Genomic DNA, 21678 nt, shown 5'->3' on the forward strand with positions numbered 1-21678 from the left:
GCAAGCAATTGGGGCTATAGTCAACATCTGAACATTTATGGGAGAGTCAATCTTGGCCTCCCATTTTTTTTCAAAAAATGCTAAGATGGAGATAGTAAGGTTCAATAAATTAATATCACCCAAAGGGTGACCAGCCTCTGGCTGGAACCAGTAAATCAATAAATTATGTTAAAATACAAAAACATTATATTATTCGGTCCCCAGGGCAGCGGCAAGGGAACTCAAGCAGATATTTTGGCAGAAAAGTTTGGGATGCCGCATATTTCTACAGGCGAGATTTTTCGGCAGGAAATTAAAGAGCACACGGAAATTGGTAAAATGGCCGAGCAGATTATCAATGCCGGGAGTTTAATGCCCGATGATGTTACCAACGAAATCGTGGCCAAACGTCTTAAAAAAGAAGCTACTCAAGAAGGATTTATCCTTGAAGGTTATCCGCGTAATATTAACCAAGCAAAAGCCTTAGATAGTGTGATAGGCATTGATTTGGCTTTAGAGGTTTGGATTAGCGATGACGAGGCTGTGATGCGGATTGGAGGCAGGCGAACTTGTCCAAAATGCGGAGCGATTTATCATTTGAAATTTAAGCCGCCCAGACAGGACAGAGTGTGCGATGTTGACAGCGAGGAACTGGTAATCCGGGATGATGATAAGGAAGAAGCAGTGCGCAAGCGGCTTGCTGATTATCACGAGCAAACAGAACCGTTGATTGATTTTTATAAAGAAAAAAATATATACAAAAGGATTAATGGCATGCCGCCGATATCGGAAGTGACGGAAAGTATTATGGAAGTTGTTGAAGGGTGATTTTATGTTTATCGCAGAGAACATGAATTATCACTAGTTATTGGTCATTAGCAACTAGGGTTTTGTTGAATAACATCTTAAAATTATCCCTAGTGACCAGTGACGGGTTACTATTTTTATGATTATAATCAAAACTCAAAAAGAAATAGAATTAATGCAGGAAGGTGGAAAGGTTTTGGCTCAAGTGTTAAAAAAAGTAATCCAAGCAGTTAAACCGGGGGTTACTACTATTGAATTAGATAAGTTAGCTCGAAAGTTAATTAAAGACGCGGGTGGGGAGCCCAGTTTTTTGAATTATAATAATTTTCCTTGCGCTTTGTGTACTTCAATTGATGATGCGGTGGTTCATGGAATTCCTAAAAAAGATGAAATAGTCAAAAATGGCAATATCATTGGTCTTGATTTGGGTTTAAAATATAAAAATTATTATACTGATATGGCAGTAACATTGGCCGTGGGCAGAGTTTCAAAAATTGGACGAAAGTTGATTAAAACCGCGAGCAGAGCTTTGGATATTGGTATGGAGCAAGTAAAACCCGGCAACCATGTCGGTGATATTGGTGCGGCAATTCAGCAGTATACTGAATCGCAAGGATTTTCAGTGGTTAGAGATTTAGTGGGACACGGAGTAGGCAAGGATGTCCATGAGCAGCCTAGGGTTGCGAATTTTGGTATCACGGGAACTGGCGAGAAAATAGAAGCTGGCATGACTTTAGCCTTAGAGCCCATGATTTGCGAAAAAGGTTATCAGGTTAAAACCACTCCAGATAAGTGGACCGTGGTGACGGTGGACGGGGGATTAGCCGCGCATTTTGAACACACCGTGGTGGTGACTGAAAGTGGCTGTGAGATTTTGACATGTTAACTTTTTTATGATATTATAATACTACGATATTACGATATTACGATATTACGATATATCGTAATATCGTAGTATGGAAACCATGAAAGGAGGTAAAAAATTTATGTCAAAATATGACCCCAGTAAATTGTCTAAAAGGCATCGCGATGTCCTCATGAAAGAGTTTAGTACAATTCTTTCTAGTTTGGGAAATTCTCAGAAGATTCGTAATTTTTTACGCGATTTACTCACCGAAAGCGAGGAAGTTATGTTGGCACGTCGTTTACAAATAGCCAAGATGTTAACGAGTAATCACACTTACGGTGATATTAGATCTAAATTAAAAGTTGGATATGAGAACATCAAGTCAGTCAAACATTTTCTTGATTTTGGCTGGGGTGGATACTTGGAGGCAGTGAACAAAACAAGAAAGAAAAAAGGAAAAGGAAAGTAGGAAGTATTTATAATTTAATGTTAAGCTAATTAGAGTTTTTGCTTTTAGCTTATCACATAATTTTACACAGGCAAGATCTACTAACTTTTTTATATCATTATGTCAAAAATACTAGGTATTGACTGGGGACAGTCAAAAATCGGTTTAGCTGTCGGGTCAACAGAAGTTGGAGTGGCTAGTCCTTTTGATATTATAAAAAATGATATCAAGACGATAGATATCATTAAAAATATTTGTTGCGATAAAGACATTAAGACAATTGTAGTTGGTGAATTGCGTGATGAAAATAAAAAATTTGATAAATTTATTGATGGACTTAAATTTTTAGGTCTTACCGTGGAATTGGAAGATGAACGGATGACAAGTAAAATGGCTGGTAATTTAAATAGAGATTTGAGGGGTCAAGATGACGCGGCGGCTGCCAGTTTGGTTTTGCAAGGGTGGTTGGAAAGAAAGTCAGTTATTGACATTAGATAATAATTATATTAAAATTAAAATATGAAGAATTTGAATTTTTATCCAACTAAAATTGAAGAGCAGGAAGAAGGCGGTTTTTTGGCTAGTTGCCCCACTATTCAAGGAGCTTGGGCAGAGGGTGATACCATTGAAGATGCAGTGTTAAATTTACAAGATGTGGTATCTAAAATTTTAGAATACAGGAAGAAAGAATTTTCTCCCCTTTCGGTAGTGAAAGTTGAGAATAATATAAGGGTACCAAATTTGGCTTTAGCAGTTGAATTATAAGTTTATGCCGCATTTTCCTGCTTTAACGTATTTTCAAGTTCTCAAGAAGATTAAGAAGCGCGGTTTTATATTTCATAGACAAGCTAGGGGCAGCCATGAATTATGGATAAGAGAATTTGACAAAAAAGTTATTGTAATAGCAAAGCATCCTGGCAGGACAATTAAAAGAAAAACACTCAAGAATATAATTAAGGCAACTGGGCTTTCGGTCGAAGAGTTTAGGAAATTATAATCCCAAGTAGGGGATTTTTTAATAATTTTTATGTCAACCCAATTTTTAACAGCCTTTATAATTTCAATACTTCTATCTTTTATATTAACTTTTTTTGTTCTAAAGTTAGCCAAAAGATTAAATATTACCAAAAAGTCAGAACGAGAGCGGGATGTTCATAAAAAGCCAGTTCCGCTTTTGGGTGGATTAGCGATTTTTTTAAGTTTGGTGTTTTTAATCGGTTATTATTTTCTTTTTACTCATCAAGAACAGCAAGACATTATTAATGGCAGATACTTGTTAGGGATTCTGATTGGCGGATTGTTTCTAATGATTGGCGGATTTTTGGATGATAAGTACGGGCTTAAGCCCCGCCAGCAGATTATTTGGCCGATTCTGGCCGTGATTTCTGTTTTAGCGTGCGGCATCAAAGTTTCTTTGATTACTAATCCTTTTGGCGGCTTTATTGAAATCGGAAATTGGCCGATTATTGGGATAGTTTTAATTTTTGCTTGGCTGATGGGAATGATGTATACGACTAAATTTTTGGATGGCCTGGACGGCTTGGCTAGCGGCATAGTGATGATTGGCGCTTTGGCGATTTATTTTTTATCGGTCAGTAATAAATATTGGCAGCCGCAGACTGCGCTATATGCTTTGATTTTTGCCGGAGTATTATTGGGGTTTTTACTTTTGAATTTTCATCCAGCTAAAATTTTTTTAGGCGAGGGCGGTTCAATTTTTCTTGGCTTTGCCCTGGGTTCCCTAGCCATTATTTCTGGCGCTAAATTAGCCACTACTTTGCTGGTGGTTGGGGTTCCGGCCTTGGATGTTTTATGGGTGATTATTCGGCGGAAATTTTTTGAACATAAACCGGTGAGCGTGGGTGATAGCCAGCATCTGCACTTTCGGCTGCTTAAGGCCGGATTTTCCCACAAAGGCGCGGTCTTATTTTTATATTTTATCGCGGCGAGTTTTGGCGCGGCGTCACTTTTCCTGCAAAGCAAGCAAAAGCTGATAGCCCTTTTGCTATTGGCTGGGTTGATGATTGCCTTGGGATTTTTTTTGGTGAAATCAAGGTCAAAAAATGAAATTCAAACTTAGTATCATTTTTATCTTAGTTTTAGCGCTGGTCGGTTGCGCAAGCAAAAAGCATGTTGAACTGAAGATTGGAAACGCTAAAGTGAAGGCCGAAGTTGTCAGTTCTTTGGTTTCCCGGGCGCAAGGGCTCTCGGGCCGAGAATTTTTGGCCCAAAATCAAGGCATGCTTTTTGTTTTTGATGAGCCAGCAAGATACTCTTTCGTAATGCGGGAGATGAAATTTCCTCTGGATATAATTTTTATTAGAAATAATAAAATTGTTGATTTTACTGAAAATCTGCCAGTGCCCGAACCTGGCGAGGATTCTGCAAACTATACCACCAAAGAACCTGCAAATTACGCATTAGAAGTGAATGCTGGGTTTATTCAACAACATGAGCTGAAAGTTGGCGACGGGGTTGACATTGGTCGGTAGATCGTGTAAAATTTAATCATACTAATTTCCTATTTCCATAATTAAATAATTTTATTTTTATGATCAAAATAGCAGTTATAAAAACAGGCGGGAAGCAATATAAGGTTAAAGAAAAAGACAAATTAAAAATAGAAAAGATTAAAGGTGAAAAAGGCGATCCTGTGTTTTTTGATAAGGTTTTGTTGGCTGCTGATGACAAGAAAGTTGAAGTTGGCGCTCCCGTGCTGAAAGGCAAAAAAGTTGAGGCTAAGATTATCGAGCAGGGGCGTGATAAAAAAGTTTTAGTGGTTAAGTATAAACGGAAAACCCGGTACAAGAAAAAGTACGGGCACAGGCAGCCGTTTACGAAGGTGGAGATTTTGAAGATTTAACATTTGTCATTTTCCATTTATCATTTAGACGAATAAGGAAAGAAGATATGAGTAAATTAAATTATTATTTTGACAAAGAGGCTGATGTTTTGTATTTTTCTCAAGGAAAGCCCCAAAAAAATATTATCTCCCAAGAAATAGGAGATGATATAATAGTGCGGAAACACCCAAGTACCGGAGAAGTCGTGGGTTTTACCATTCTTAATTTTATAAAGCGAGGAAGTAAAAAATTAGCAGCTATTAGTGTTCCGCTTAAAGCAGAATTTACTCTTGCAAAGTAAGAGGCAAATAGACTAAACATTATGAAGAATTACATCGCTATTATCAAAAAATTTAACAGCCATTTTGTGGCCTTATGTCCGGAGCTGAATGTTTCCGCTCAAGGCGAGACCTTATTGGAAGCCAGAGAACAGTTAAAAGATGCTATTGAAGAATATTTGGAATTTTCTGGAGAAGAAAAGATAACAAGTGCGTCATTAGATGTGGAGACCTTGAGAGAGTTTTCATTAGAAACAGCTGAGGTTTACTAATGATGAGATTTATAAGATATTTAGGTGAGGCACTATTTAAAATGATAGTGTTTTTTTTGTTTTAAAAATAGATTCATACATTGTTATTAGTAGTGTTCGGTTTGTTACGATATTACGATATTACGATATATCGTAATATAGGAGTGCAGTAGTGGCAACTCTATGATTTACTGTGTTCCTATATTTCGGAACATAGGAACAAGATTTGGTTTTAAATAAAAAACAAGCGTCGTTCGCAATGAACGGCGCTTTTTTGGATTTTTTACGGTAGATTTAATTTGCTGACCTCGTCAAGCACGTTTCTTGCCCAGCGATCAAAGATTAGAAGTAGAGTTAGAAACTGAATACTAGAATCTACATTATGTGTTTCGTAACGGGTACCCCTAGTCATAACATCAACCTGGTCGGGTAACCAATACAATTCGGTCGCGTTGCCGGATATTTGAATTCTATCCAATCCAATTTCTGGATTAAATTCCACTATTGATCTTTCTGAAAAAATCATGTGGCCCATTCCTATTTCTTTCAGTCTCCACGACCAATAGCTGTTGTAATTTTCATTGAGCTCTCCTATGGTTTGGCCTTTTTCTTTGAGTAGGTTCGCTATTCTACTTTTGGCGCCCTTAATGAATTCAGGAGAGACACGAATAGCAAATCCGCATTGACCAGACTGGACTGAAAAGTCTGGTTCCCAATCCACGATTTGCCAAAGCAAGAGATTCTTTATTATCTTCATTTTAAACTCCCTTCGGTTTATGAAAAGATCAAATCTCCCGCCTACCTTTCAGCGCATCCGATAACGTCACCTCATCCGCATACTCCAGGTCCGAGCCAACCGGCAAGCCTCGGGCTAGACGGGTAACTTTAGGAATATTATACTGTTTGAGTAATTTTGTCAAGTACATGGCTGTGGTTTCTCCTTCCATGTCCGGATTTAAGGCTAAGATAATTTCTTTTGGCGGATGGACTTTGATGCGGCTGATAAGCGCTTGAATTTTTAAATGTTCGGGCCCAATGCCACCGAGAGGATTAATAGTACCGCCAAGAATATGATAGGTTCCCTGATATTCATTAGTTTTTTCCAGAACTTCAAAATCTTGAGATTTGGCTACTATGCAGATAATTGAGTGGTCGCGTTTAGGATCAGCGCAGATTTCGCAAGGGCTATTTTGGGAGAAATTTTGACAGATTGTGCAGTGAACAACTTGCTCTTTGAGTTGACTGACATTAGCGGCAAGCTCATTTAGCTCATCTTTTGGCCGGCTAAGCAAATAAAAAACAAACCGGGCTGCGGTTTTTGGCCCAATACCTGGAAATTTAGTAAAAGCCCGAATAAGAGTTTGGATGGCTTGGGGAAATTTAGACACCTTGACAAAATTTTTAAGATATGATAAACTTATGGGTTATAAAAACAGTCGTTTTTGTTCATAGTGTGTGTTGGTCGGCAAAAACTCTCAAAACCAGGAAAGGAGGGCGAAATGGAGGCAATGGGTGTAGTCATAGCATTGGTGTGGTGTTTGGTAGTAGGCGGCTTCATCGTCTGGTTGAGGTGGGACCGGAAAAAGAGGCTGGAGCCTTTTAGCTACATGGCTCCAGAACAGACAGTCGAGAAGCTGCCAGAGTCAGCAGAGGAAGCTCCTACTTGTTGTGACCTGATTATTGCGGTTTTGCGAAAGTATGGGTCAGGTACTGCTCGTTCAGTCAGGCGGAGAATTTTGGCTGAAGGCAACACCTACACTTGGGGAGTTCGCATGGTTTCCCTTCGCCTGGTTCAGTTAGCTCGAGAAGGCCAGGTGAGCCGGTTGAAAAGAGGAGGCAGGAGGGGCAGGCTGGATGTTTTCTATTCCCCGGCCTGACAGAGATATCCATTATGTATGATTTTGTTCTTCCCCCGGATAGGGATTATCTGGGGGCTTTTATTTTATAAATAATTAATTTATTCCACGGGCTCCATCCTTTTCTCCAAATTTTTAAAACTAACCCTGCCTTCATCAAAAAAGAGATTGACCATGCCAGTAGGTCCGTTTCGGTGTTTGGAAATATAGATGTCAGTAATGTGTTTGCGTTCGCTGTCTCGCTGATACATTTCTTCCCGGTAGATAAACATAACAACATCAGCGTCTTGTTCAATGGAGCCCGAGTCTCTTAAATCAGCTAATTTAGGAATTGGCGGATGCCGGGCTTCAACCGCGCGTGAAAGTTGGGAAAGGGCCAGGACCGGGATGTTTAATTCTCTGGCAATGCCTTTGAGCGAGCGGGTGATTTCAGCAATTTCCTGAACCCGGTTTTCTTGATTACGGCCCTCCATCAACTGGAGATAATCAATAACCATTAGACCTAAACCATGTTCGGCTTGCAGGCGGCGGGCTTTGGTTCTAATTTCCATGACATTGGCGCTGGCCGAATCATCAATAAATATGGGCGCCTCTGAAAGCACTCCCATGGCGTGCCCAATTTTTGGAAAATCATCATCTTCTGGTTTGTCGGAAAGATGACCAGTGCGCATGCGCCAAAGATTAACGCCAGCCTCACTGCAAAGCAGGCGGTCGACTAGTTGTTCTTTGGACATTTCTAAGGAGAAAATACCTACTGGAGCTTTTTCCTTAACGCCCACATGCCGGACAATGTCAAGGGCTAAACTGGTTTTTCCCATACTGGGCCGGGCCGCCAGAATAACCAAATCAGATTTTTGCAAACCAGCCAAGAGATTATCCAGGTCGTGAAAACCAGTAGGAATGCCGCGGAGTTTGCCGCCCTGTTTGTGAAGTTCGTCAATTCGGTCAAAAGCCTCGGTTAAAGCGCTGGAGATGGGTATAAACGCCTGTTTTAAAAACCCTTGAGAAACTGCAAAGAGCTTTTGTTCAGCTCGGTCAAGTAAAGAGGAAACATCCTCAACCTCTTCTTGGTAGCCCAAGCTGGTGATTTCCGAGGCCGCATTAAGCAATCTTCGCAAGGTAGCTTTTTTTTGCACGATTTGGGCGTAAGAAACCACATGAGCCGCGGTTGGTACGGCATTTGCCAAAGAAGCCAAGTAAGTTCGGCCGCCGATTTCTTCTAATTTTTTCCTTTCAGTTAGGCGGTTAGTTAAACTTAAAATATCAATCGGTTCGCGGCTTTCATAAAGTTCTAGCATGGATTCAAAGACGATGCGATGATTGTCTTTGTAAAAATCTTGGGGGCCAAGGATATCGGCAATTTTAACGATGGCATCTTTATCAATCAAAAGAGAACCCAAAACTGATTGCTCGGCCTCGATGTTTTGAGGGGGAAGCTTTTCAATGGATTCAATGTTTGCTTGGGTATTGTTGGGCATGGGATGTAGAATTTGTTTGTTTAAAATTCCGTGTTTAAAATTTCAAAATCCAAATTACAAATGTCAAATCAAACCCAAAACCCAAATGTCAAGGCTTTGACATTAACTAATTTGAAATTTGACATTTCAGCCAATAGCTGATCAGCCTCTGGCTGAGATTTGGAACAATTTGGATTTTGAATTTTAAAATTCTGGTTAGTTTATTTTACATTGAAAAGATTTTTTTGGCAACCACATTTTGGGCACAAGTTTTGCACAAGTTGTTCAAAACTTGATTAGTTTTCTTTTTTGTGATAATATTTTAAAAGACTCTGTAAACCATAATGTAAATTAAATATTGTGCGCGCATAGCTCAGTTGGTAGAGCAGTGGCCTTTTAAGCCAATGGTCGGGGGTTCGAATCCCTCTGCGCGTACCAAATAAAATACGCCTGAATTAATTCGGTTTTTCGGCCAGAGGCTGGTCTCCTCCAAGGGCGGATGGGCATCTAGCCCAAACCTTTGCCTGAAATTCGGTTATAAAATTTTGTATATCCCCTCTCGGGATTTTTTGTTTCCTTAAAAAATGTTATAATAAAAGCAATAAAGTAATAAACCAATAAATTAATAAACAAGGCGTGTAATTGCTTGAGATTTTTAGTATGGCAAAAAAGCAAAAGCAAAACAAACTAACAGAAGTTCAAGCCAAAGAAATCCTTTGGTATAGTTTTTCAGTTGAAAGAACGTTTAAGAAATTAAAGACGAATAAGAACGGTTTGACTGCTGAAGAAGCAGTAAAGAGGCTTAAACAAGGGGCCCCCAACAAATTGCCGGAAGAAAAGCCGCTTTCATGGCTTTTTATTTTACTTAATCAATTTAAAAGTCCTCTGGTTTTTATTTTAATAATTGCTGCCGTTGTTTCGCTTGTGCTTAAAGAGTTTATTGATATGGGCATTATTTCCGCAGCTGTTATAATCAATACCATTGTTGGTTTTATCCAAGAGTTCAAAGCCAATCGAGCCATTAGTCATTTAAAAAAATTAGTTCAACGAAAAGCTAAAGTATTGAGAGATGAGGTAGAGATAGAAGTCGATGTTTCTCAATTAGTGCTAGGTGATATTATTTTGATTGAGGCCGGGGATCGGATTCCGGCGGACGGAAGGTTGCTGGAGGCAATGAATTTACAGCTTGTTGAAGCCGCCTTGACTGGGGAATCTTTGCCTTCAAAAAAATCATCTCGTCAACTTAAAGAGGGAGCGGCTTTAGCAGACCGAGAGAATATAGTATTTATGGGTACAAGTGTTATGAATGGTCGGGGTAAGGCTGTAGTTTGCGCGACCGGGAAGATGACAGAGCTTGGCAAGATCGCTACTTTAGTTAAACAAACGGAAGACGAAAAAACGCCCCTGCAGGATAAGCTGGCTTATTTTAGCAAGATGTTGGGTATTATTGTATTGGCAATTTGTTTTTTGATTTTTATTCTGGGTTTTACCCGTGGTCGACCTCCATTCGAGATGTTTGAAACAGCCGTGGCCGTTGCGGTAGCGGCTATCCCCGAAGGGTTGCTGGTTTCGGTTACTGTAGTGCTGGCAATTGGGATGCAGCGGATTTTGAAAAAGAAGGCGCTGGTGCGCAAGTTGATTGCCGCAGAAACTTTGGGCAGTACCACGGTCATTTGTTCTGACAAAACTGGAACCCTAACCGAGGGCAAAATGCAGGTGACTAAATTAATAGCCGGGCTTGGTGAGTTATGCGGAGAAAATGATGGAGTTAAGGCTGGAGAGAAAAGCCAAGCCAAAACTCATGAACTAGTCTTAAAGATTGGCCTTTTGTGCAATAATGCCGCAGTGGAAAATCCTAAAGACAAGCTCAAAGATTGGTCGGTCTTGGGTATGCCAACAGAAGTAGCCTTGCTTTTAGCCGCGATTCACGCCGGTTTAAATCTGGACGATATCCAGAAACATCTGCCGCGTTTGGACGAGTTGCCGTTTGACTCGGAAAAAAAGTTTATGGCAACTTTGCATCGGGTGGTGAAGAAAGAATATTTTATGGCGGTTAAGGGGGCGCCGGAAGAGATTTTAGCTCGCTCTGCTTTTGTTGACACTGATCACGGCGCCAAAGAGTTAACCCCAGCCCTGAAGAAAAAAATTAAAGAAAATTTTGAAAAAATGACCCGTCAGGGTTTGCGAGTTTTGGCGGTGGGTTATAAATCAATAAATCAAGAAAACAAGAAAACAAAAAATCAAAATAAATCAGAAAAACAAAAAGATAAAGGCAAAATTTTAGCTGATGAAATGGTTAAAGATATAACATTTGTGGGTTTAGTGGCCTTAAAAGACCCCTTAAGGGCAGAGGCCAAGGAAGCTATTGGGCTTTGCAAGAGCGCGGGTATCCGGCCGGTGATTATTACTGGCGACCATAGATTAACTGCGCAGGCCGTAGCTTGTGAGATTGGTATTCCAGCCCGGAGTAAAAATATTCTTACGGGCAAAGAACTTGATTCTTTGAATGATAAAGAACTTAAGAAGGCGGTAGCCTTTGTTGACATTTTTGCTCGAGTCAGCCCTCATCATAAATTGCGCATTATTGATGCCCTGCAGGATAGAGGCGAGGTTGTGGCCATGACTGGCGATGGTGTTAATGATGCGCCGGCCATTAAGGCTGCGGATATTGGTTTGGCTTTAGGAAGCGGCACGGACGTGGCCAAAGGCGCGGCAGATATGGTTTTGTTGGATGATAATTACAAGACCATTGTCTCGGCGGTGGAGCAGGGTAGGATTATTTTTGATAATATTAAAAAGATTATTTTATATTTACTTTGTGGTGGTTTTTCAGAAATGATATTGATCACTGGCGCCTTAATTTTAGGTCTGCCGCTGCCGCTTACTGCCGCTCAAATTTTATGGATAAATTTAGTTACTGATGGTTTTCCTAATATTGCTTTAACAGTGGAGCCCGGAGAGAAAGATATTATGGATGAGCCGCCGCGAAAAAAAGAACGAATCTTCGACACCGAGATGAAAGTACTGATATTTATCATCGGTATTATAACAGACCTTCTACTTTTTGGAATTTATTTTTATCTTTTAGGTCGCACGGCAGATTTAGTGCATATTCAAACTATGATTTTTGCGGCCCTCGGTACTAGTTCTTTGTTTTATGTTTTTTCCTGCAAAAGCATTAGGCATTCGATTTTTAGCACTAAGATTTTTTCGAATATGTGGTTGATAGTGGCAGTGATTTCAGCTTTAGGACTGCAGGTGATTGCGATTTATTTGCCGTTTTTTCAGAAGATTTTAGGGACGATTCCATTGAACACGGAGGATTGGATTTTAGTAGTTTTGGTGGGGGTTATCAATATTTTAGCCATTGAGTTTGGGAAGTGGATTTTTATTGTGCGGCGGCGGCATCATAAGCGAGAGTTGACCTGATTTATTGTTAAACTGTTACATTGTTAAATTGTTGGAGTGGAGACTGGTTAACAATTTAACAATGTAGCAATGTAACAATCATGCATTATGCTTATCTTCTATACAATCTCCTTCCTCATCTCCTGCTACGTCCTCGCCCGTAGCGGGGCTCAGGTGGTGAAATCATTAACGCGCATTGCCGCGCATTATGAACTAAGCGAGTTTTTGGTTGCTTTTATTTTAGTTAGCTTTGCCACGACGGCGCCGGAGTTGTTTATTGGTATTTCTTCGGCATTTTCTAAATCTACCAGCCTTTCGCTGGGAAATCTGGTAGGCGCTAATATTATTAATATTACCTTGGTGATTGGCTTAGCGGCGGTTTTGGGCCGGGGCATTGAGATTGGCACTAGAATTGCCCAAAAAGACGTTTATTATACTATCATCATGCTCCTGATTCCAGTTTTGCTTTTTATTGACCAGACACTTTCCCGGGTTGATGGTTTATTACTTTTGTTAATCTTCTTACTTTATTTGGTGCACTTGTTCCATTCTTATCAAAAGCGATTGCCTGTTTTTGTTATCAAAGCTTTAAACATGCTGCGGATCCCTATTAATGGCGAGCAATTTCATCAGGAATTTGAAACTCCAAGCGGCAAGGAAAGAACCCCAAGAGAGATTATTATAGAGTCTTTTTGGCTTGTCATTGCTATGCTTCTGCTTATTGTTAGTGCCAGGATAATTGTTTATTTAGGTATTGAGCTGGCTGGTATTTTGAATTTGCCGATTGTGCTTCTTGGCTTAATAATTGTCTCTATTGGCACAACTTTGCCGGAGTTGACTTTTGGTATTCGGGCGGTTATGGCCGGCCGAAAAGAGATGATATTGGGAAATTTATTTGGGAGCATGACTATAAATTTAGTCTTTATTTTAGGGGTTGTTGCCTTACTTCAACCAATTGCATTGTCGTTCGAGGCTTTTCGGCTCTTTTTAGTTAGTGCTTTATGCATGTTTTTAGTGTTGGGACTTTTTTCAGTTTTTATTCGGACTAAGTCAAAACTTTCTTGGCAGGAGGGGATGGTGTTGGTGATGTGTTATGTGGTTTTTGTAATCGTTGTTTTTTTAATGAGATAATAAACACGGATGGCCACGGATGACTGCGGATAGCCAAGGATCACGATGATGCGGTTATGAGTTCGACGCGGTCTTGACCGCGGTAGCGGCAGTCTTGACTGCCCGAGCCTTGACTTTTTTATTTAGAGCAATTAATATTGAATATAGAGCAATTAATATTGAATAAATCAGAAAAGAGATTTGACTTTATTAAAGGAGGGATAAAGCTATGGACAAAAGAGAGCCTATTGGCCTTGTTTATGACTTGGCAGGGGTCAAGATCAGGGGAGGAAGAGTAGTAGAAGAATGTGATGATTGCTCTCGGGCAACCGATTGCAAGTATCGCGAGAAAGGACGTTTTATGAGCTTCTGTGCTCATAAAATTAGACGTACAGAAGAAGTTGGGGGGGCATAATCAACCAAGCCATGTTTCGTTTCGGACATGGCTTTTTTCTTGATTAGAATTAGGAAGTATGGTATATTGATAGTATTGATAGCAGGTTAATATTTAAATTGCAACAATATGAGAAAACAAAGATGCGCGGATAAAAAAAGAAGAAAGAATCCTAACAACCCGAGCACGGGCGTAAAATTGCCTAAATACAAAAGCCGCCGGAAGAGAAGTAAATAATAAACATGAGAAAAACAGCAAAAATTTTTTCCCCAACCGAAAAAAAAGCCATCAAAGCATTTAAAACCCAGCTCCTCAAAAAATTAAAAGGAGAAGTTTTGGAATTGAAACTTTTTGGCTCCAAGGCCAGGGGTGATTTTAAACCATGGCCAGATTATGATATTGATGTTTTGGTAATCTTGAAAAGGACTTCACGCAAGAAAAAGGATTTTATTATGGATTTGACTGATGATTCATTGCATAAATATAATTCATTAATATCACCTAAAGTTTTTTCAAGAGCTGAATTTAAAAAAGGCTTGGACTTACAGATGCCTTTTTATTTGGAAGTCCAAAGGGAGGGTGTAGATATATGATGTATAATATTAAGCCAGAGAATGGTAAAAAACAATTTAAGATTTATATGTCCAGGGCTAAAGAAAATATAGAAGCAGCTGAAATTTTATTTGAAAAAAAGAGCTATCGAGGAGCGGTTTCCCGAGCCTATTATGGCTTCTTTGAGGCGGCTAGTGCTGCTTTAATAACCAAGGGATTTTTTGCTAAAACTCACGCGGGAGTAATTTATTTGTTTGAGCAACACTTTGTAAGGACTAATGAAGTTCCGGCAAAATTTAGTAGATTTTTCCGAGAAGCTAAAGAAGCAAGGGAAGAAGCAGATTATAAATTTTTAGAAAAAACAACCAAGGAAGATGCTGAAAGGATAATTAAGACGGCCAAGGAGTTTATCGAAGTTATCGAAAAGAGCGTTAAAGTTTAAACTAATTTAACCAGCTTAACTCATAACCAATAACTCATAACTCTTTTTATGTACCGCACTCACACTTGCGGCCAGCTCCGCAAAAAAGATATTGGCAAGGAAATAACCCTGTCCGGTTGGGTCAACAGCAGACGCGACCATGGCGGCGTGGTTTTTATTGATTTGCGGGATAGATATGGGATTACCCAAGTCAAATGCGATCCGAAGATTTCTAAAAATGCTTGGAGGCAAGCAGATAAAGTTCGGGATGAATATGTGATAAAAGTTGCGGGCAAAGTCAAAGCTCGACCCAAAGATATGCTGAATCCAAGATTGGAAACTGGCGAAATTGAGGTGGAGGCGCAAACAGTGGAGATTTTAAATACCGCCAAAACCCCGCCTTTTGAGATTGCCTGGCCGCCAGGCGATGATGTCAAGGATAAGGCCGAGGAAACTAATGAAGAGGTGCGGCTTAAATATCGTTATCTTGATTTGCGGCGCAAAAAGATGGTGAAAAATTTGTGCTTGCGTTATAAATTGATAAAATTTATTCGCGACTTTTTAGAAAAAGAAGGGTTTATAGAAATTGAGACTCCGCTTTTAACCAAAAGCACGCCCGAAGGCGCTCGGGATTTTATCGTGCCTTCGCGCCTGAATCCGGGCAAATTCTATGCCTTGCCCCAGTCGCCCCAGCAGTACAAGCAGATGTTAATGGTCGCCGGGATTGATAAATATTTTCAAATTGCGCCTTGTCTTCGCGATGAAGATGCGCGGGCTGATAGAAGTCCAGGCGAATTTTATCAGTTGGATTTGGAAATGAGTTTTGTGGAGCAAAAAGATATTTTAGATTTGACCGAGCGATTGTTCACGCAAGCGGCAGAAAAGTTGATTGATAAAAAGATTATGAAAAAGCCCTGGCCCAGGATTTCTTGGGACGAGGTAATGTTAAAATATGGTGTTGATAAGCCTGACTTGCGTTTTGGCTTAGAGATTCAAGATATTTCTAAATTAGTGAAAGACTGCGGATTTAAAGTGTTTAGCGATACAGTTAAAAAAGGCGGGGTAGTGCGGGCTGTCAACGGTGAGGGTGCGGCAAAATTTTCTCGTAGTGAACTGGATAAACTGGAGGGTTTGGCGCAGGATTTGGGAGCGCCGGGATTAGGGTATGTGATTATAGATCAAGAAATCAACCCTTCAACAAACTCAGGGCGGGGAAAATCAAGAAATCAAGAAAACAAAAAAACAAAAAATCAAGAAAACAACTTTAAATCCCCACTTTTGAAATTTATTGGCGAGGAAAAGATGGGGGAGATTGTTAAAGAAATGAAAGGTAAGCCAGGTGACATTATATTTTTTATGGCAGGTGAAGAGTTGAAGGTAGCCGAGATTTTAGGTCAGATTAGGCTAGAGCTGGGCCGCAAGCTTGGCTTGATTGATGATAATCTTTTAGCTTTTTGCTATGTAGTGGACTGGCCGCTTTTTGAGCCAGGGATGACAGACGGACATTTTTCTCCGGCTCATCATATGTTTACCATGCCTAAAGAAAAGGATTGGCCAAAATTAGACACTGCGCCGGAAAAAGTCAAATCTTATCAGCACGATATGGTTTTGAATGGTTTTGAAGTGGCTGGCGGCTCAATTAGAATTCATCGTCCGGACATTCAAGAAAAAATATTTAAGCTGATTGGCTTTAACAAAGAACGAATTAAATTTTTTTCGCATATGTTGGAAGCGTTTAAGTATGGCGCTCCGCCGCACGGCGGCATTGCTCCGGGCATTGAACGGATTGCCATGCTCTTTGCTGGCGAGGAGTCAATTCGGGAAATGATGGCTTTCCCCAAAAACAGCCGGGGTGAGGATGTGATGATTGGCGCGCCGAGTGAGGTGGAACAAGAGCAGTTGAAAGAGCTGGGGATAGAGATCACGAGGCATGAGGCACGTAACACATAACAAGTTAAACAAATTTTATTCGCTACCATTTTGGTCGTGTTACGTGAATTGTGAATCGTGATTTTTTATTTGCCACAAAATTTAAAGTATAGTAAAATGAATACAGGTGAATAACTATGAAACTCTCAAAACTGCAGAAATATATACTGTTGCAGTGTTGGTATTGGAAACGGAAAAAGGCTCCACGACAGGAACTTTTGAAATTTTATGATTCTTACAAAAAAAGGCCGTCAGAAGAAGACATGACTAACATTATTACTAAGAGTTTGGTGCGTTTGATAAAGAAGAATCTGGTTGTCGGTTTTGGAGAGTTGACGAGCCAAAAGACATTTATTCAGAGCGTGCGTTTGACTCGCGAAGGGCGGAAAGAAGTACGACGGTTACTGGACAGGCAACAGAAGCTGCCGTTGAAAATCAAAAAAACAAGAAATCAAAAAAACAAGAAATCAAGTAAGGTTTGATTTTTATAACTCGTAACATATAACCAATCTAACTTTTAACTATATCCCTATGCCCATCTCTAAAAAACTTAAAACCTATCTTGATGCCAATAAAATCAAGCACGAGATTTTAAAACATAAAAAAGTATTCACAGCTTATGACGCGGCGCAGACATTGAGAGAGGATTTGCAAAAAATTGTCAAGTCGCTTTTAGTCAAAGCTGATAAGCAGTATTATATTGTCTCTGTTCCGGCTAATATGAATTTGGATTTTAAGAAGTTGGCCAAGGCGCTTAAAGTGAAGAAGGTGGATATTACCAAAGAAAAAGACATGGTGAAGATTTGCAAAGTCAAACCTGGCGCTATGCATGCTTTTGGCTCGCTTTATAAGATTCCTGTTTTAGTGGACAGGGGACTAATGAAAGTAAAAGAGGCGATTTTTGCCTCTGGAGATTTTATGGAAAGCGTCCGCATGAAAGCTAAAGATTATGCGGATTTGGAATCCGCGGCGCTGGGGAGTTTTGGGGCCGTGAAGGCCACAAAAACACCTGCTTCCGCTAAAGCTTCGGCGGGCAGGCGAAAGGCCATAAAGAGAAAGACCAGTTGTAAGTTAAAAGCAGGGATAAAGAAATAAATTTATTATTTATTATTTACTATTTACGAACGAGATTGATGTGGCGAAGAATAATGAATAGATGAATAGTAAATAATAAATGTCAACCCATGCCCCAATATACCATCAAACTTAATCAATTTGAAGGTCCGCTTGATATTCTTTTGAAACTGATTGAAAAAGAAGAATTAGACATTACCCAGGTTTCGCTCTCTCGCGTTACTGATCAATACATAGAATATGTTCAAAAACTAGAAGATAAGTTTAATCCCGATGAGTTGGCAGATTTTTTAGTGGTGGCCACTCGCCTGCTTTTAATAAAATCAAAAACTTTATTACCCCAGCTAGAACTAGATAGCGAGGAAACAGGCGAGGAATTAGAGCGCCAGCTTAAAATGTACAAGGCGTTTTTAGAGGCGGCAGGAAAAATTGAAGCGAGACTTAAAGAAAGGAGGTTTATTTTTTTCCGGGAGAAGCTGCCCAGAGATTTACATGGTGTATTTAGGCCGCCGCGCAGTGTGAATGTTCAAGTGTTGGCAAGGACTTTTAAGGAGATTGTCGGTGGTTTGGAGGTGATACCCAAGTTAAAAGAGCGGGGCATCAAAAAAGTTATTTCCATTAAAGAAAAGATTAAACAAATCATAAGTATAATCAAAAAAGCTGAATGCGGATTTTATGACATCATTAAAAATTCAAACGATCGAACTGAAGTAGTTATCAGCTTTCTGGCGATTTTGGAGCTGGTAAAGCAGAAGCAGGTGGCGGTGGTGCAGGAACAGGGATTTGGAGAGATTAGGATAGAGAGAGTGAAATTAGGTAATTGAGCAATAAAGGAAAATAGTTATGAGTTAGAGAAGTTAGATTAGATAGCGGTTAATAGAGTGAATAAGAGAGTGAATAAGGTTAATAAAAACGATCTCGTCCGAAGGCGGGTGAACGCAATAAATTAATAAATTAAATAGATGTCATTAACCTCTAAAATAGAATCCACACTTTTTATTTCACCCAAGCCATTTTCTATCAAGGAATTGGTAAAATTATCAGGTGCTAAGCCCGCGGAGATTGAAGAAGCTATCGGTCAGCTCAAAGAAAAGTATAATAACCCGGAAAGTGGGCTTTGGCTGGTAGAAAATAAAACTTTGAAGGATAAGGAGATTCAGCTGGCTACTAGTCCGGATAATCAGGACATAGTCCAGAAATTTTTAAAGGATGACATGACCGGAGAACTAACACGGCCAGCTTTAGAGACTTTGACTATCATCGCCTATCGCGGACCAATGACTAAGCCGGAGATTGAACAGATCCGCGGAATCAACTGTAGTTTGATTTTACGGAATCTATTGATTAAGGGCTTGGTTGAAGTGGAAGAAAAACAAAGAGAGCCGTATTATAGAATCAGTTTTGAATTTCTAAAATATTTAGGGCTAAAAAGCGTTAATGAACTGCCTGATTATGATAAACTGCACCAACACGAGAGTTTGGAAGAATATTTGAGACAAAACGAATAATAATGTAATGATCTAGAATCAATCCCATGCTTGTATCTTTATTAATCAACTTAATAATTTCAACTGTAATAAGCCAGTCTTTGGTGACTGTTGATTTTGATAGGGCGCAAATAAACCCCCAGCCGATTGTTTTAGGAGTTGAAGAAAAAATTGCTGGTGCCACTGAAATAGCACCTCCTACAAGAATCAATTATCAAAATCGCGGGATAAAATTAACTGCTGGGAGTGCTTTAGTGATGGATAAGTTAAGCGGAAAAGTTCTTTTTGAAAAGAATAAAGATGCTAAGCTACCGATTGCCAGTATTTCCAAGTTAGTCACCGCCTTGGTTGTTCTGGATTTAGAGCCTGATTGGGAACAAATTGTAATAATAAGCAGTGAAGATCAAGTGGCTGGCGCTCGGATTAAAATTGGAATAGGAGAAACCGTTAGGGTGAGGGATTTATTTTATGCCAGTTTAATCGGTTCGGCTAACAATGCCACCTTGGCTTTAGTTGGTTCTACTGGATTGAGTGAGAAAGATTTTATAGTAGCTATGAATAAAAGGGCAAAAAAAATAGGCATGCAAGATTCTTATTTTGCAGAACCCACGGGCCTTAATCAAGTTAACCGTTCAACGGCCAACGACGTTGCCCAACTTATTGGGGCGGTCACAGATAGCGAGTTGCTTCAAGAGATTATGAATCTGGAAGAATATAGTTTTCAAACAGTAAATACTAGAAGACGGCTGTTGGTTAAAAGTACTGATAAATTGCTTAAAAGTTTTTTAAATAATAGTGATGGTTATAAAATTTTAGGCGGGAAAACCGGTTACATTGAAGAAGCAGGTTTTTGTTTAGGGGTGGGCGCGCAAGATAAAGACGGAAACGAAATAATAGCTGTGGTTTTGGGGAGTGAGAATAATGAGACGCGGTTTCAAGAAGTCAAGGGTTTGATATGGTGGACGTTTCAAAATTGGACTTGGGAGTGACATAATTTGGTTTGATGCTGGCGGCGGTTGGTGGTAGAATAAGAGTAAGATAAATTTCTAATTTCTAATTCACCTAATTTCTAATAAAATTCTAAATGCTTAATGTCAAGTTTCTAGTTAAATTTCCAATTCCCAATTTTTAATTTAGGAATTAGAAATTTTATTAGGTGAATTAGAAATTAGGTGAATTAGGTGAATTTTAAAATGGTGAATTAGAAATTAGAAATTTTGACGATAATATGAACCAAATATACACCCTTCTCACTGCCATGTTGCCAGTCGCTGAATTGCGGGGCTCAATTCCCCTGGCGCTTACAGTATATAACCTTTCGCCAATACAGGCTTATATCTGGTCGATTATCGGCAATATGTTGCCAATATTTTTCTTGCTTTGGTTTTGGGGAACTTTGGCCCAGTGGCTAATAAAAAAGAGCCCTTTTGCTAACAAATTTTTCACCTGGTTGTTTGAAAGAACGCGGCGGCGAGCTCATAAAAAATTTGAGAAATATGGTCATCTGGCCTTGATAATATTTGTGGCTATTCCTTTGCCAATCACCGGTGCCTGGACCGGTAGTATGGCGGCATTTCTTTTTGGAGTTCCATATTGGAAAGCAGTTTTATATATTTTCTGTGGAGTGCTTATTGCTGGTATTGTTGTTACTTTGGCGAGTTTGGGGGTGATTACTATTAGCAACTGATAACTAGTCACTGGTTACTGGGATAAGGTGCGCGAGGCGGCAACTCCGTTGTAATACAGTTGTAACTCGATGGTAATACGATAGTAATACGATAGTAATTTATTGTTAATTTTTAAATAAATTCCGTGCATTTAAAAGACACCAAAAACAAATTAGGATTTACTCTTGTTGAACTTTTGGTGGTGATTTCTATTATTGGGTTGTTGTCAACTTTAGCGATTGTGGCTTTGAACAATGCCAGGGCCAAGGCGAGAGATACGAAGAGAAAAGCGGATTTAAGGCAGATTCAAAAGGCCTTTGATTTGTATTACGATAAGTATGACCGTTTTCCGCCGGAAGGCTTGTGTTGGGACACTAGTGTTGGGAGCGGGGGGTGCGTCCTTCCAACTCCCCTTCAAGATTATTGGGATCCAAACAGTGATTTACAGGATTTAGTAACCGAGGGGTTTATGGGTAGGGTTCCAGTCGATCCCTTGAATAATGGGTCATATTATTATAATTATGAGCCCGATCAAATTGGTCAAGGTACACCCCCGTGTACTGTGAGTTGTTGTCGTTATACTCTGTGGGCTACATTAGAGGGTGGTGGCACTTTTACGGTTAAAGGCGGAGATGTGGCTCAATAACGGCGGAGTGCTTATTGCTGGTATTGTTGTTACTTTGGCGAGTTTGGGGGTGATTAATTTTGTGCTTTGATTTTTTAAAATTTTATGCAAGTCAAAGAACAAACAAAATCAGGATTCACATTGATTGAACTTTTAGTGGTAATTTCAATAATTGGTCTATTGGCAACTTTAGCAATTGTAGCTTTGAAAAATACTAGAGAAAAAGCAAATATTGCCAAAACTAA

General features: G+C 39.6%; 28 protein-coding genes and 1 tRNA gene. 26 read left to right on the forward strand and 3 right to left on the reverse strand.

The features are described from left to right. Window positions 1-165: 165 nt before the first annotated feature. The 11 genes from KKD20_04505 to KKD20_04555 all read left to right on the forward strand — a co-directional run bounded on the left by KKD20_04505 (window position 166) and on the right by KKD20_04555 (window position 5474). A complete protein-coding gene (locus tag KKD20_04505) occupies window positions 166-807 on the forward strand; it encodes an adenylate kinase (GenBank protein ID MBU4332354.1) in 642 nt (213 codons plus the stop codon). Between the two features lie 118 nt (window positions 808-925). Further along, window positions 926-1672: a type I methionyl aminopeptidase gene (gene map, locus KKD20_04510; GenBank protein ID MBU4332355.1), complete on the forward strand. Its 747-nt coding sequence runs from the start codon at window positions 926-928 to the stop codon at window positions 1670-1672. Window positions 1673-1751: 79 nt separating this feature from the next. Beyond that, window positions 1752-2102 carry a trp operon repressor gene (locus KKD20_04515; GenBank protein MBU4332356.1) on the forward strand — a complete coding sequence of 117 codons (351 nt, stop codon included), beginning with the start codon at window positions 1752-1754 and terminating at the stop codon, window positions 2100-2102. Window positions 2103-2201: 99 nt separating this feature from the next. Further along, a complete protein-coding gene (locus tag KKD20_04520; GenBank protein ID MBU4332357.1) occupies window positions 2202-2579 on the forward strand; it encodes a RuvX/YqgF family protein in 378 nt (125 codons plus the stop codon). 21 nt (window positions 2580-2600) lie between these two features. Beyond that, complete coding sequence (locus KKD20_04525; protein MBU4332358.1) at window positions 2601-2846, forward strand: type II toxin-antitoxin system HicB family antitoxin; 246 nt, start codon at window positions 2601-2603, stop codon at window positions 2844-2846. A 4-nt stretch (window positions 2847-2850) separates the two neighbouring features. Further along, window positions 2851-3078 (forward strand): type II toxin-antitoxin system HicA family toxin, encoded by a 228-nt coding sequence (locus KKD20_04530; GenBank protein ID MBU4332359.1) that lies wholly within the window; start codon window positions 2851-2853, stop codon window positions 3076-3078. Between the two features lie 30 nt (window positions 3079-3108). Continuing rightward, complete coding sequence (locus KKD20_04535) at window positions 3109-4161, forward strand: undecaprenyl/decaprenyl-phosphate alpha-N-acetylglucosaminyl 1-phosphate transferase (GenBank protein ID MBU4332360.1); 1053 nt, start codon at window positions 3109-3111, stop codon at window positions 4159-4161. Then, entirely contained in the window at window positions 4145-4573 is a 429-nt protein-coding gene (locus KKD20_04540) for a DUF192 domain-containing protein (protein MBU4332361.1), read from the forward strand. The genes KKD20_04535 and KKD20_04540 overlap by 17 nt, the downstream gene beginning before the upstream one ends. A gap of 59 nt (window positions 4574-4632) precedes the next feature. Next, window positions 4633-4944, forward strand: coding sequence for a 50S ribosomal protein L21 (rplU, locus tag KKD20_04545; GenBank protein MBU4332362.1), 312 nt, complete (start codon window positions 4633-4635; stop codon window positions 4942-4944). 47 nt (window positions 4945-4991) lie between these two features. Continuing rightward, the gene (locus KKD20_04550) at window positions 4992-5225 is read left to right on the forward strand and encodes a DUF2283 domain-containing protein (protein MBU4332363.1); all 234 of its coding nucleotides are present in this window, start codon (window positions 4992-4994) and stop codon (window positions 5223-5225) included. 21 nt (window positions 5226-5246) lie between these two features. Continuing rightward, the gene (locus tag KKD20_04555) at window positions 5247-5474 is read left to right on the forward strand and encodes a type II toxin-antitoxin system HicB family antitoxin (protein ID MBU4332364.1); all 228 of its coding nucleotides are present in this window, start codon (window positions 5247-5249) and stop codon (window positions 5472-5474) included. A 262-nt stretch (window positions 5475-5736) separates the two neighbouring features. On the opposite strand, the gene KKD20_04560 is transcribed toward KKD20_04555, so the two are convergent. Continuing rightward, complete coding sequence (locus KKD20_04560) at window positions 5737-6210, reverse strand: hypothetical protein (protein ID MBU4332365.1); 474 nt, start codon at window positions 6208-6210, stop codon at window positions 5737-5739. A gap of 28 nt (window positions 6211-6238) precedes the next feature. Continuing rightward, window positions 6239-6841, reverse strand: coding sequence for a recombination mediator RecR (gene recR, locus KKD20_04565; protein ID MBU4332366.1), 603 nt, complete (start codon window positions 6839-6841; stop codon window positions 6239-6241). A 54-nt stretch (window positions 6842-6895) separates the two neighbouring features. On the opposite strand from recR, the gene KKD20_04570 reads away from it, so the two are divergent. Continuing rightward, window positions 6896-7330 (forward strand): hypothetical protein, encoded by a 435-nt coding sequence (locus KKD20_04570; protein ID MBU4332367.1) that lies wholly within the window; start codon window positions 6896-6898, stop codon window positions 7328-7330. An 80-nt stretch (window positions 7331-7410) separates the two neighbouring features. On the opposite strand, the gene dnaB is transcribed toward KKD20_04570, so the two are convergent. Continuing rightward, entirely contained in the window at window positions 7411-8787 is a 1377-nt protein-coding gene (dnaB, locus tag KKD20_04575) for a replicative DNA helicase (GenBank protein MBU4332368.1), read from the reverse strand. A gap of 341 nt (window positions 8788-9128) precedes the next feature. Between dnaB and KKD20_04580 the strand changes: the two genes are divergently transcribed. The 14 genes from KKD20_04580 to KKD20_04645 form a co-directional block, all read left to right on the forward strand. Then, a tRNA-Lys gene (locus KKD20_04580) sits at window positions 9129-9204 on the forward strand. A 222-nt stretch (window positions 9205-9426) separates the two neighbouring features. Then, a complete protein-coding gene (locus KKD20_04585; protein MBU4332369.1) occupies window positions 9427-12195 on the forward strand; it encodes an HAD-IC family P-type ATPase in 2769 nt (922 codons plus the stop codon). A gap of 87 nt (window positions 12196-12282) precedes the next feature. After that, window positions 12283-13305 carry a sodium:calcium antiporter gene (locus KKD20_04590; protein ID MBU4332370.1) on the forward strand — a complete coding sequence of 341 codons (1023 nt, stop codon included), beginning with the start codon at window positions 12283-12285 and terminating at the stop codon, window positions 13303-13305. Window positions 13306-13920: 615 nt separating this feature from the next. Next, a complete protein-coding gene (locus KKD20_04595) occupies window positions 13921-14271 on the forward strand; it encodes a nucleotidyltransferase domain-containing protein (GenBank protein MBU4332371.1) in 351 nt (116 codons plus the stop codon). Further along, window positions 14268-14672: a HEPN domain-containing protein gene (locus KKD20_04600; protein MBU4332372.1), complete on the forward strand. Its 405-nt coding sequence runs from the start codon at window positions 14268-14270 to the stop codon at window positions 14670-14672. Before KKD20_04595 ends, KKD20_04600 begins: the two co-directional genes overlap by 4 nt. A gap of 48 nt (window positions 14673-14720) precedes the next feature. After that, window positions 14721-16601, forward strand: coding sequence for an aspartate--tRNA ligase (gene aspS / locus KKD20_04605; GenBank protein ID MBU4332373.1), 1881 nt, complete (start codon window positions 14721-14723; stop codon window positions 16599-16601). A 116-nt stretch (window positions 16602-16717) separates the two neighbouring features. After that, window positions 16718-17062, forward strand: a complete 345-nt coding sequence (locus KKD20_04610; GenBank protein MBU4332374.1) for a hypothetical protein — start codon at window positions 16718-16720, stop codon at window positions 17060-17062. 49 nt (window positions 17063-17111) lie between these two features. Next, window positions 17112-17675 (forward strand): YbaK/EbsC family protein, encoded by a 564-nt coding sequence (locus KKD20_04615; GenBank protein ID MBU4332375.1) that lies wholly within the window; start codon window positions 17112-17114, stop codon window positions 17673-17675. A gap of 89 nt (window positions 17676-17764) precedes the next feature. After that, the gene (locus tag KKD20_04620; GenBank protein MBU4332376.1) at window positions 17765-18478 is read left to right on the forward strand and encodes a segregation/condensation protein A; all 714 of its coding nucleotides are present in this window, start codon (window positions 17765-17767) and stop codon (window positions 18476-18478) included. A gap of 138 nt (window positions 18479-18616) precedes the next feature. Next, window positions 18617-19162, forward strand: a complete 546-nt coding sequence (scpB, locus tag KKD20_04625; GenBank protein ID MBU4332377.1) for an SMC-Scp complex subunit ScpB — start codon at window positions 18617-18619, stop codon at window positions 19160-19162. A 26-nt stretch (window positions 19163-19188) separates the two neighbouring features. After that, window positions 19189-20130, forward strand: a complete 942-nt coding sequence (locus KKD20_04630; GenBank protein MBU4332378.1) for a serine hydrolase — start codon at window positions 19189-19191, stop codon at window positions 20128-20130. A gap of 239 nt (window positions 20131-20369) precedes the next feature. Further along, window positions 20370-20828, forward strand: coding sequence for a small multi-drug export protein (locus tag KKD20_04635; GenBank protein ID MBU4332379.1), 459 nt, complete (start codon window positions 20370-20372; stop codon window positions 20826-20828). A gap of 125 nt (window positions 20829-20953) precedes the next feature. Then, the gene (locus tag KKD20_04640) at window positions 20954-21454 is read left to right on the forward strand and encodes a type II secretion system GspH family protein (GenBank protein MBU4332380.1); all 501 of its coding nucleotides are present in this window, start codon (window positions 20954-20956) and stop codon (window positions 21452-21454) included. Between the two features lie 84 nt (window positions 21455-21538). Then, window positions 21539-21678: prepilin-type N-terminal cleavage/methylation domain-containing protein (locus tag KKD20_04645; GenBank protein ID MBU4332381.1), on the forward strand; the 140-nt coding region annotated here is incomplete at its 3' end.

It is taken from the genome of Patescibacteria group bacterium (assembly GCA_018896645.1).
Taxonomy (GTDB): Bacteria; Patescibacteriota; Patescibacteriia; order UBA2591; family JABMQE01; genus JAHIMF01.